The organism is Patescibacteria group bacterium (assembly GCA_028716665.1).
GTDB lineage: Bacteria > Patescibacteriota > Patescibacteriia > UBA2591 > JAQUPP01 > JAQUPP01.
In genome coordinates, this window is sequence record JAQUPP010000001.1 from 552,728 (window position 1) to 567,027 (window position 14,300).

At 38.9% G+C, this 14,300-nt stretch carries 1 protein-coding gene; it reads left to right on the forward strand.

Features of this window, described 5'->3' with window-relative positions:
• Positions 1-59: 59 nt before the first annotated feature.
• On the forward strand, positions 60-14,273 hold the full coding sequence (locus PHF10_02750) for a DUF2341 domain-containing protein (protein MDD5534648.1): 14,214 nt from the start codon (positions 60-62) through the stop codon (positions 14,271-14,273).
• Positions 14,274-14,300: the final 27 nt, after the last annotated feature.

Genomic DNA, 14,300 nt, shown 5'->3' on the forward strand with positions numbered 1-14,300 from the left:
CTTATCAAAAGGGGATTATTTTGTTATCTAAACTATCTAAAAAGTTTAGATTTTTTTATTTGACTCGCATCAAGCGCGACAAATCATTCCGAATAATTTATTCCGGATGGTACGCAAAAGAAATTCCGATTCAAAATTTGTCGGACTCCGGTTGGAAAATAAAAAAAATAAAAAAAGAAAACATAAAACTAGATTTCAGTTTTATGTTTTTAAATTTAAATAATTTTTTAATAAAAATAAAAAATCAAACAATAAATTTATTTGATAAATATTTTTCTGTCATTAAAAATTCAAAAATTATAATTTTTGAATTTCTAATAAAATATTTTAATAAAATAAAAAATATTAAATTTAATTTTTTCGCGCACTTGGCAATAAAATTAAATTTAGGGAAAATAAAAAAATCAGAAAAAATAATTATTGAGTCAGTAAATAAAAATAAAAAACTTTATCTCGCGCAAAATAAAAGAATATTATCAAAACAGAAAAAAAATATATTTGATGGTTTGCAAAAACAATTTCAGCAAATACAATATAAAAATATTTTTCAAAGTTTGAAATTAAAAAATATTTTTAAATTTTGGACGGAAAAGGAAACAAGTAAAAATTTATTTATTCAACGAATAAAACAAATTCGCAAACCGAAATTAATCGCAGCTATGTCCGGCTTGGTTATTTTTATTTTAATTTCACAATTGATTTGGCCGGCTTGGCAAGGTTGGGCTTTTGTTCAAGAAAAAAAATGGACAACTGCCGGCGAACTGACTTCCGGCACTTTGGACAATATTGATTCGACTGCGCAAGACGGCAGCTTGATGATTTCTTCGCCATCCAATACTTGGACGCAAACTGATTGGTCCGGCGGTTCGGAACAACAATCATGGTCAGATATAACAAAATATTATTCCGGCAATAACATTGATGCTTCAGAAACAGGAACGGTAAAAATTAATTTACCCACGCCTTGGTATAACGACAGTTGGGGATATCGCAGAAAAATCACCCTTACTGAAAATTCCACCCGAGATTTAACCAATTATCAGGTAAGAATTAAATTAACTTCTTCAAATTTTGATTTTTCCAAAGCCAAGTCAGATGGTACGGATATTCGTTTTACCAGCACTAATGGCACAAGTGAACTTAAATACTGGTTGGAATCATACGATCAATCAGGCCAAACCGCGGTAGTTTGGGTTAAAGTGCCTTCAATTTTAGCTTCTACAACTCCGGACATTTATATATATTACGGTTATTCCGGTGCTCCTAACGTGAGCGATTTAGCCAATACCTTTATTTTTGCCGATACTTTTGATGGCGCAGTGATTAATACGGATAAATGGACTGAATACGATACGGGCGGCAATTATTTAACCCAAAATGATAAAATTATTCTTTCCGGCGGCTCAGGTTCTTGGGCTCAGGTCGGGCTTGTTTCAAAAACCAATCTTAGTCGTCCTTTTGTGACAGAGGTTAAATTAACGCCAAAAACATCTACTTCTAAGCAATTTATGATCGGTGTTCACGATCAAACCGCTTCCAGTAATTACAATAATTTGATTTATGCTGATTATTTCAGTAATGCCAATTTTTATTGGTATCAAGATGGTGGTGGCGGTACACAATTGCCGGCTTACAACTGGGCGATTAATCAGCAATATCGTTTAAAATGGGTAGTTCATCCAATAGCTTATGGCCGAACCAAGGGTTGTACTTATTATCTCAGTACTGATAACGGCGAAACTTGGTCAATGCTTTATGACAGTTATTACAGCGTAGAAGATAGCGTTAGATTGGGTTTCGACAATAGTAATGGAATTTTTGAGCTAGATGATTGGATAGTGTATGGATTTGCCACTAAAGATGTAACTTATTCCATTGAAGGTGAAAGGGAAAAACCTACAGGTTCTTATACGGGTGATATGATTTCTTCCGCATATGAAACCGGAATCGGAACAAATTATTTGGATTTTTCTTCAACCGTAACCGAGCCAAGCGGTACATTATCTAAATTTCAATTAAGAGCCGCTGATACATTAGACGCGCTTTCTTCCACCGGCTGGCTTGGTCCGGATGGCGATACGGGTACTTATTATCAATCGGCTACCAGCACGGCTGTTTATACCAGTCTTGATAATAAAAAATATATTCAATATAAAATTTTTCTTTCCACTGATAGTTTAAGTTATACGCCGCAGGTAAATGATGTCAGTTTAACTTATACCAAAGCTTCGCCTGGCGATTTAACTCCGGTTTTTTCGCAAACCAATTGGGTTGGCGGTCCAAATCAATCTGACTTTACCGACACAACCAAATTTAAAGAAAGTTCAAATGTTGTTTATACCGAAGCCGGACAAGTTGGTTTATCAAAACCGGAAGAAACAATTACGGAAAATTTTTCCAGCACAACCAAGCGCGATGCCGCTCAAACTACGGCTGATTGGAATAGCGGTACCAACGAACTTACTTTAAAGAAAACAATTACGCCAAGGATAGTTGGTACTTATGATACTCCGGCTACTGCTTATGATGTGGCGATTTCCGGCAATTACGCGTATGTGGTGGATTATAATCAAGGCTTAGAAATTTTTGATATTTCCACCCCTAGTACTCCGATTTTAAAGAGTAAATTAACCAGCGTAATGGATGCTTATGGTATTACTATATCAGGCAATTATGCATATATAGCCGGTAATGATTGGGGTTTTTGGATCGTTGATATTTCAAATCCTTTAAGTCCAACCTTAGTTAAACGATATTATCCATGGGGCAGTAATACTTTAAAAGTGGATGTTTTAGGTAATTATGCTTATATAGCTCATGGTGGTGAAGGTTTAAGAATTGTTAATATCACAGATAGAAGCAATCCTTCAGAAACAGGTTTCTATGACACAACAGGTTCTTGTTATGATGTTAAAGTGCGTCAAGTCGGCGGAAATATTTATGCCTACGTGGCTGACGGAGCACCCGGGTTATTGATTTTTGACGTAACCAATCCGGCCAGTCCGGTTCTTCTTGATACTCTTGATACTGAAAATGCCCGTGATGTTTATGTTTCAGGTGATTACGCTTATGTCAGTGATGGAAATTATTTTAGAATTCTTGATGTTTCTACACCGTCTGATATTAAAGAAAAAAGTATTATAGATACTTTGGATGGCACTGAAGGAATTGATGTCAGCGGCAATCGCGCTTATCTTGCCAGCCATTCTTATGGAGTGCAGATTATTGATATTACCGATAAATCAAATCCAAGTAAAATATCAATGGTTGATACCCCTCAATATCTTACTGATGCTAATAATTCCGCTTATCAAGTTGCAGTTTCCGGCAATTACGCGTATGTGGCAAATGGGAATAATATTGGACTCGTGGTTATTGATGTGAGTGAACCGTTTTCGCCGAATTTTTCCGAAAGTTTAAAAACTTTATCCGACAGCCAAGGCGTTTATGTCTCCGGCGATTACGCGTATATGGCTGAAGGTTATCAAGGACTTCATATTTATGATATAACCGGTGATACGCCAAGTTATGTCGGCAGTTATGATACACCCGGTTATGCTCGCGATGTTTATGTCAGCGGCGATTACGCTTACGTGACAGACAGTGATTGGGGTTTGCAAATTATTAATATTTCTATTCCTTCTGCGCCAAGTTTTGTCAGTTGGTATAATACTCCGGGTACTGCTTACCAAGTCGTGGTTGATGGTGATTACGCGTATGTAATTGATGCTACTACTTTGCAAATTATAAATATCAGCAATAAAGCTTTATTAACCTTAACCGGTTCTTATAACTGTCCCGATAATGCTTATGGTTTGGATAAAGTTGGAAATTATGTTTATGTAACCGGTTATGGTCAAAATCCAAGTTTTTCCGCGGTAAACGTAACCAATCCGGCCAGCCCTACATTAGCCGGTTCGTATAATGGCAGCGAATATGGCAATCAAGCTTATGATGTTAAAGTAAAAACAGTTGGCGCTTCAACTTACGCCTTTTTAGCTTCTTATAATTATGGTTTTCAAGTTTTAAATATTACTAATTTAGGTTCTATCTCTCGCGCTACTTATTTATATAGTACAGAAACGAGTTATGGTATAAGACTATTCCTGTCCGGCAATTATGCTTATCTTGCAAATGAAAGAGGAGGATTGGAAGTAATTGATATTTCTAATCCGGCCGCAATAAATCGCCAGCAAAAAATAGACGTACCTGATTATGTAATGGATGTGATGATTGACGGAGATAATGCATATATGGCTGCGCGTTCTTCCGGACTTCAAAAAGTTAATATTACTCGGCCGGCTTCATTGTCTTCCACGCCAACCAGTGATTATGGTCGTGAAGTTTTTGTCAGCGGCAACTATGCTTACATGGCGGAAGAAACCAATAGCAGTTTAAGTATTTTTGACATAACTGATAAAACCGCGCCGGTATTTTTATCTAATAAAGATTTAGCAGGCACTTATTGCAATGATGTTAAGGTTGTCGGCAGTTACGCTTACGTTTCCTGTTATGACGCCGGTCTTTATATTGTTGATGTTTCCGATCCGGCCAATCCTGTTTATAAAGGCGTTTACAATACACCGAGTTATGCTTATGAAGTAATAGTTGACGGCAGTTATGCTTATGTGGCTGATTACACCACTTTGCAAATTATTAATATTTCTGATCCGACAAATCCAACGCTTACAGGTTCATATAATTGTTCCGATTATGCTTATTATTTGGACAAAGTCGGCAATTATGTTTATATAACCAGCTATAATCAAAATCCAAATTTAACAATAGTTAACGTAACTAATCCGGCCAGTCCGACTCTGGCTGGTTCTTTATATCAAAATGATCGTCAGTTAAATGGTATTAAGGTTAATGGCAGTTATGCTTACGTGGCCTATAGTGCTGCTTCCGGCGGAGTGGCAGTTTATAATATTTCCAATCCGGCTTCTATTTCTAAAACTGGTCAATGGGGTTTGAATGATTCAACAACCAATAGCAGTTTTATTACTTATAGCAATAATAAAGTTTATTTGTCAGCCGGCACCGGGGGTTTGCATGTGGTTGATGTAACTACGGCGGCCACTCCTGCTTATGTCGGGACTTTTGATACCACCAATACCGTGCGCGGCAGTTATATTTCCGGCAATTATCTTTATTTTTCAGATTACATAGGCGGATTGAAAATTTTGGATATTTCACAAACCATGGGAGCGCCAACTTTGGAAGGTTCTCTCGACACGCCCGGCAATTCTTATCGTTTGGATAAATTGGGCGATTATGCTTATGTGGCGGATTACAGCGGTGATTTAAGAATTATCAATGTTTCCAATCCGGCTTCGCCTTCGGCAACCGGCAATCTTTCTTTAACAGGCAACAGTTATGATGTTAAGGCAAAAGTTCAGGGCAGCAAAACTTACGCTTATGTTGGAACAGATCAACTCGGACTTCAGATTGTAGACGCGACTACGCCGGCCAGTCCTACATTGGCGAACTCGGTTAATATTGGAAGCAATATTTATGGAGTTGAGCTTAACAATAATTATGCTTATTTGGCCAGTGATACCGGAGGTTTAAATATCGTTGCTATTGGTGGGACAAATGGTTCGGATTCTGCGCAAGAATCTTCTGATAATGAAACTTTTCCATATAAAAAATCAATTGCTTTGACCGGAGCCGGCGACGCCAGTACGAATTATCAAATTATGGTTAAGGTCGGTTATAGCAGCGCCGCAACAGGAGTAAATTTAACGTGTTCCGGTAATTGTCAAGCCGATTTTGACGATATCAGATTTTATGATAATGACGGTGTGACAGAACTTGATTATTTTAAAGAAACATACACTTTGGGTGATAAAGCCACTTTTTGGGTGGAAGTAAAAGATAGTTTGTCCAGCGGACAAAACCCGACCATATATATGTATTATGGCGACAATGATGCCAGCACCACTTCCAGCGGCGCCAATACTTTCCCGTTATTTTTTGATGATTTTACCGGCACAACAATTGATACCGGAAAATGGAGCGAAACAGATACATCCAGTAAAATCAGTCAAAGTGATAAAATTGTTGTTACCGGCGGCGCGGGTTGGGGAAATACCAGTTTATACAGTGTGAGTGATTTTGCCAGAGCTGATAATTTGGAATTATTATTTGATTATAAACCGACTGGCGGAACTTCTGTAATGTTTGGTTGGAAAGATAGCACTTCCGGCAAGAGCTATACGGATTTAATTTATTCTTTCTATGATACTAGTGATACAAATCGTATTTACGAAGACAATGGTGACAGAGGACAATTTTCCGGTGGTTGGATCGCCAATAACACTTATAAAGTCAGAATGCCGTTGAAAACCGGTGGCGGAGCAAAATATATGCGCAGTACTGATGGCGGACGAACATGGGTATTAAATTATGATTCTTCGTATTCCACTGAAGCGACTGAAAAAATCGGTTTTATTAATTCTGATGCTGCTTATGAGATTGATAATGCTTTTATTCGTAAGGTTTCTTCTGCTGATCCGAAAATAAATAATTATATTTATAATGCCGGCGGTTCTGATTTAACAGAGCAAGCTTCGGGTAACGGAGATTTTCCATACAAAAAAACCATTGGTTTATTGGGCCAGGGTGATGCGGGAACGAATTATCAAATTGAAATTAAAGTTGGTTATGCTCCTACAACCAATGGAGTTAATTTAAGTTGTTCCAGCCATTGCCAAACTGATTTTGACGATATCAGATTTTATGATAATGATGGTACGACCGAATTGGATTATTGGCGAGAAACTTATACTGCTTCTGATCAGGCCACTTTTTGGGTAGAAGTTAAAGATAGTTTGTCAGACGGTGAAAATCCGAATATTTATATGTATTATGGAAATGAAACGGCGGATACCGCTTCTAATTCCGCTAATACTTTTACTGAAACAAATCCTGACACATTTGATGTGGGAAGCTGGCACATGGAAGAAGGTTCTGGATCTACTACTGACGATGCTTCTGCTAATAGTAATACAGCCACTATTAATGGCGCGACATGGACTTCATCTGGGAAATTCGGGAACGCGCTAGACTTTGATGGAGCTGATAATGTCAGTGTTCCTTCAAGTTCTGAATTAAGCCCAACAGACGCGATTAGCGTGGAATTTTGGATTTATCCAAAGGGTCGTTATTCGGATTGGGGAAATATTATTTATAAATCAGGCAGTTATGGTCTTAATTGGGAGGGTTGGAATGCAAGAATGAGGTGGACAATAGGCGCAAGTTGCGGCGGCAGTTGGGGTGGAGGAGGTCTCCCCACTTTAGCCTATAATACCTGGACTCATGTCGTGGCCACTTATGATAAAAATTTACCCAGCAATCAGATGAATATGTATTTTAATGGTGTTGTTGGCGAAACTTTAACCTGTACTAATGCTATTCCTGTTAATTCCAATGCTCTTGTAATGAAGATTGATAACAATATTCCTGTGGATCAATCAGAAAGATTAGATGAAGTAAAAGTTTATAATCGTGCTTTATCTGCCGATGAAGTTTCATCTTTATATAATTATAACTTAATTAGAACTCGTAAGTCTTCTTCTGTTGATCCGGAAGTGGCTAATACTATTTCACCGTTTACACCCGAAATAATCAGTTCTTTTGATACGCCGGGTAATGCTTGGGATGTGAAAGTGAAAACTATTGGCGCTGTAACTTATGCTTTTGTGGCAGATTATTCCGGCGGCGGATTAAGAATTATCAATGTAACCGATCCTGCCAATCCGGTTGAAGTTTCATCAATCGGTTCCGGAAATACTTTTAGATCAGTTGATGTTGTTGGTAATTATGCTTATTTGGCTCTTGAAGGCAGCGATCTTTATATTTATGATATTTCCAATATAGCTGTTCCTTTTTTTGTCGGTAATTACAGTATAGTAAATTATGAAGCTTACGATATACAAGTTATCAGTAATTATGCTTATTTGGCTAACAGACAAGGAGGTTTGTATATAATAGATGTCAGTAATCCGTATCGGCCGGGCATGGTCAGTCAATATAACACTTATCCGGATTATACTTGGGGGTTGATTGTTGAAGGGGACTACGCTTATTTGGCTACTTATACTACTGGTTTAAAAATAATTGACTTAGGTGATTTATCACCGCCGGTTCAAGTTTCAACTACAATGGCAGTTGGAATTAGTAATGCTCAAGATGTGGCGGTTTCCGGTAATTATGCATATGTGGCGGAATACAATTGGGGATTAATAGTTATTGACGTCTCAAGCACAAGTACACCAAGCATTGTCGGGTCAGCTCAATCTTTTGGTAATCCATATGCTATTACAGTGGACGGCGATTACGCGTATGTGGCGAGCCAGAATAGAGGTTTGGAAATATTTGACATTTCCGATCCGACAGCGCCGATTTTAACCAAATCTTATATTTGGACGGGCAGCGGTTCGGTTTATGATATTGAAGTAATTGGCAATTATGCGTATCTTGCCAATTATACTTATGGTATTAAAATAATTGATATTACTGATAAATATAATCCACTTTTAGTCGGCAGTGCAGGCGTAAGTGGAAGCGCAGCCGGTATTGATATACAAGGTGATTATGCTTATGTCACAGACTATGGTGCTTATATGCATATTTTTAATATTTCCAATAAAACTTCGCCGCAATGGATAAGCAGTTATAATATTACCGGAGGTCAAGGCTTGGTGTGGAGAATAGCTGTTTCCGGCGATTATGCTTACGTGGCTGACAAAGGATATAATTTATATATTTTTAATATTGCCGACCCATATAATATCGCGCTTGTCGGCACTCTTGATTCTGACATATCAGGACAGAGTGACAGGGGTGCTTTAAATCTTTTTGTCAGCGGTACGCGTGTTTATATTGCGGATTACACTCGCGGTCTGCAAGTAATTGATATCAGCGATCCGACTGCTCCTTATATTTTATCTTGCATTGACAGAGTTAAAGATAATCAATTGTGGGCTGGAGCTTATTTTGGCGGAGTTATATCTGTATCTATCTCCGGACATTATGCTTATTTGATTGACACTTTAAGGGGTCTTTGGATTGTTGACCTTGATCAATTATCAGAAACACCGGCAGTGAATACTGCCAGTGGCGGTTATGTGACAGATATAGAAGTGCAAGGAGATTATACTTATGTTTTGGCGAATAGCAGTGCCGGGAGCGGTTCAACGGCATTTTCTGTTTTATCAATTTTTGATACCAGTACCAATCCGGCCACTTTAAAGAGTCGAATAAAAATTTATGATGCTTTGGGGATAACGGTCAGTGGTAATTATGTTTATGTGGCAAATCTTGGCAAGGGATTATTAATTATTGATGTTTCAAATAAATCTGCTCCGCAGGGAGTCGGCGTTTATGATTCAACCGGTTCTACTTATGACGTGGCGGTCTCAGGAAATTATGCATACTTGGCGGATTATTCCGGCGGATTTAAAGTAATTGATATTTCTACTAAAACCAGCCCGGTTTATAAGACAGTTATTAATACAGGTGTCGCAACCCAGAGAGTTCAAGTAAAAGGCAATTATGCTTATGTGACTGATGCCACTACCGGTTTTCATATTATTAATATTACCACCCCCACTTCGCCTTCAGAAACAGGTTCAACTTTACCGGTCAATGCTCATTATGACTTCTTTGTTGAAGGAAGTTATGTTTATGTCGGCGACAATACATCGGGTCTAACAATATACAACATTTCCAATCCGGCCGCGCCTTATTTGGTTGGTACTTATGATACCATGGGTAATGTTTATGACGTAAAAGTTTCCGGCGGATACGCTTATATCAGCGATTATGGCGGCGGACTTTTAATTTTGGATGTTTCAATTCCTTCATCGCCGGCTTATGTTGGTAACTACATCAGCAAAAGCTCAACTTACAGACTTTTTGTCAAAAGGAATAAAATATATTTGGCTACGCAATATCACGGCGTGGAAGTTATAAATTTAAAAACACAAAATTCAAACGTTGTTTCAACCGGACTTGATACTTTGGCTGCTCCGATTTTAAAAGGTTCTTTAACCGCCACTGACACTGAGCCGACCGGCACTTCTATTACTTATTATTTAAGTGTTGATAACGGCACTACTTGGGAGGCAATTACGCCTGATGGCAGTGAATATACTTTTACCGCTTTTGGTTCTGATTTAAAATGGAAGGCGGTTATGACCACTGATGATTCAACAATAACTCCAACTATTTCTCAAGTTGTAATTTGGGCTTCAACCGGAATGAGCAATACCGGTTATCTTATTTCTTCGGTTTTTGAGCAAAAATCTCCAAATTTTGCTTGGGAAACCATAGAATGGACTGACAACGAAATACAAACTACAAGAGTAAAAGTTCGTACTGACGAGACTGCCGATATGGCCACAGCCACGACTTGGACAAATTGTCCATACGCGGTAGACGAAGGCGATCTTGGCGATTTATCTTCTGTTTCCTCAACTCAACCTTATATCCAATATCGTCTTGAATTCGCCACTTCGGATATTGATGAAACTCCGATTCTTAGCGATATTGATATAACCTCAGCGGTTTATGCCACCGCGACTTATGATTATAGTCAAACTAATCCGGTTGGTTGGTATCACATTGATTGGGTTAATTCCGGCGGCACAGACACGGCTGTAAAAGTTAGAACTAAAGAAGCGGATACTCAAGAAGGATTAGACGATGATACTTGGAGTGATTGGGTAACTACCAGCGGCCAAGATATCAGAGAAATGGCCAGTCCGACAAAATGGATCAGGCTTGAAGTTCAAATAGAAACAAGAAAAAATAATGTTTCACCGATTCTGGAAAGTTTAAGTCTTTTTTACGCGGTCAATGTTACGCCAACAGTCTCAGAAATTTCGGCTCAGGAAAACGAAAATGGAGTGGTTCAAATTTCTTATACAGTTTTAGACGAGGACAGTGATAGTATTAGCACAACTTTTCAATATTGGGATGGTGATTCTTGGGAAGATTGCGATACCACTACGGGTGAAGGCAGTCATGATGTCACTCCGGGTTTGCAGACAGAATTAACCGGCACGTGGAATGTAAAAACAGATTATAATAATCAATATCTTGCCAATTCTCGCATTAAAATTATTATTGATGACAGTTCGCCTTATTTAAATCTTGGCGAAGATCAATCTACTACTTTTGTAATTGATACGAAAAAACCGACTACTCCGACTTTAAGTATTAACTCAGGCGCAGCGATTACCAACTCTTTGTTTGTAACTTTAACTCCGGCTTGTGTTGATGACAGTGATTTAAAAGTTCAGTTTTCCAATGATGATTTAACTTATGGCACGGTCACCAATGTTGAAGGCGTGATAACTAATTCCGGCGAATGGGAGGCCAAGAGTATTGGTAAAAGTTGGATAATGAAAGCAATTGACGGCAGCACAAGAACAGCTTGGTTTAAATGTAAAGATATTTATGGCAATCAATCCGATACCGGCGGTTCGGCGACCATTAATTACGATACAGGTTTGCCCGGAGTAGTTGATAATGTCAGTATTGCCGATGCGTCAAATGAATATGTAGAACGTTATGCGTTGACTATTATGTGGGACGCTCTTAGTACTGAAGACAATCCTGATTTTTCAGCTTACAGTATTGAGAGATCAACTGATGGTGTAACTTATTCACCGGCAGCCAGTATAAGTGATATCACCACTTCTGTTTATACCAATATCGGTCTTTCCAAAGATATTACTTATTTTTATCGCATTAAATCAAAAGACACGGCTGATAATTATTCTTTACCTTCAAGTGTGGTTTCTTATCAACCGGCTTCGGAAGACGATATTCCCCCGGCTTTAACCGGCGGCTCTCCGGTTGCTACTTCGCACGAAGATTATGCCTTATTCACTTGGGCGACTGATGAACCTTCTGATTCTCACGTGGAATATGGAATTATTTCCGGGACTTACACTTCCATGCAAGGTAATGACACTCAAACTGTTTCTCATTCAGTTCAGGTTTATGGATTAAATCCTTTAACCACATATTATTATCGTATCAGATCCAAAGATGCCTCTGGTAATCCTTTGGTTTCTCCGGAATACTCTTTTATTTATTGGCCCCCTGAACTTGACGACATTCCATCTATTTCCGGAGAACAAGCTCAATCTCCGTCGGCTGTTGGCACTGAGGTAACTATTACTTGGATTACTGACAAATATACCACCAGTCAAGTTTACTATGGTTCGACTCAAACCGGAACTTGTGGAGAACTTAGCAGCTATACCACGGAAGATACAACTTTAAATAAATCGCATACCGTTTTATTAAGAAGTCTTCCTTATGACACTACTTATTACTATTGCACACGTTCCAAAGATACTTACGATCATATCACTTGGGGAAGCATGAGAAATTTCACTACTGAAGCAGAACCAAGTCCGGATGACACAACCGCTCCGGTTATTTCTGAAATCAATTCGTATCCCACAGAAACGCTTTGCACGATAATTTGGACCACTGATGATTCCGCCAATTCTCAAATTGAATATGGTTCAACCACTGCTTACGGAACTTCAAGCACTCTTGATTCAACTTTAACCGCCAAACACGTGGTTCGCTTGACTGATTTAACCACTGAACAAGTTTATCATTATCGAATCAAATCAAAAAATGCGGCCGATCTTGAAACCGTTAGCCAGGACTATACTTTTACTCCTCAATATGTTTCTCAGGAAGTAAGAGTGATTAATGCAGGAGGAGGAGGCAGCGCAGCTGTCCCGACCAAAGACACAACTTCTCCGGTTATCAGCAACATATCTGCGTCTTCAATCAGCGACAACAGCGCCAAAATTTCTTGGACTACTGATGAAAATGCCACCAGTCTAATTAGCTATGGTTTAACCACTGATTACAGTAATTATGTCTTCAGTGATATGACTAGCTTAATCACTTCGCATCAAATCACTCTTTCCAATTTGACCAAGTCCACCGTCTATCATTATCAAGTCCTATCTCAAGACGCTTCGGGTAATCTTGCTCAAAGCGCTGACGCCGTCTTCACCACTTTAAGTGTATCGGGTGGAACCACCCCGACTCAGGAAACCACGCCTGAAACTCCGGTTACTCCGGAAACACCGGTTGAACCAACAACACCAATTGAACCGACTCCAACTCCTGTTACCGCCATAGATCAATCTTTTGTCACGGCCATGGAAGCAGCCAGACAAATCTCCACTCAAGTTACCGGACCGGTTCTTGAAACAACTTTCCAGAATTTCTTGAACACTTTGAAAGACATCACGCCGGGTTTGTCGCTTGAAGCAGCTCCTGAGATTGAGATCTCAGCCACTGACGCGATTATCAAATGGAAAACAAACAAACGTTCCAACTCTCAAATCGCTTTTGCCAAAGTTGCCGATTACGACGACACCAAATCAGAACCATATTCGCAAATTGTTGGCCAATCAAATGAGAAAGAATTAAATCACAATGTTAAAATTATCAACCTGACTCCTTCCACCGATTACTATTTCCAAATTCGCTCCAAGAGCATTATCGGTTCAGAAGCAAAATCAAAAAGATATACTTTCACCACGGCTTCGCAATTGCCCGAAGTGACTAATTTCTCCATCAAAAATATTTCTGAGAGAGCAGCCACTTTTGTTTGGCAGACAAATATCCCGACTGATTCGCAAGTGAAATTCATCCCTTATCGCAACAATGAACTGGCGGTGGGCGAAGCCCAGACTGTCAGCAAATCTGATTTCAATGTGGCTCACGAAATCGCAGTCAAGAATCTTGAACCGGGCACGACTTTCAATGTTTCGCTTGAAGGAAAAGATTTGCAGGGCAACAACTATTCTTTCCTGATTCCAAACTTCACCACCACCAAAGACAAAAATGCGCCAATCATTTCGCAAATCAGAACCTCAATCGCTTTGTCATCAAGAGGCGATGAAGTCCAGACCATTATTACTTGGAATACCAATGAACCTTCAACCTCGCAGGTTGAATACCAGGTTGGATTTGGTGAGGATGCTCCGACTGTCCAAATGACCGAAGATATCAGTTTGAGACAAGAACATTTAATGGTTATTACTTCGTTTAAACCCGGATCCATTTACAGATTCAGAGTCATTTCTGAGGATTCTTCGGGCAACAAAACTCAATCAACAACCAATACTTTACTGACTCCTCAAAAGAGATTGACCGTAACCGAATTGATTTTCCAAAACTTCCAACAGACCTTCGGATGGATGAAAGGATTGGGTAAATAAATCTTAAAATAAAAAATATAATGTATT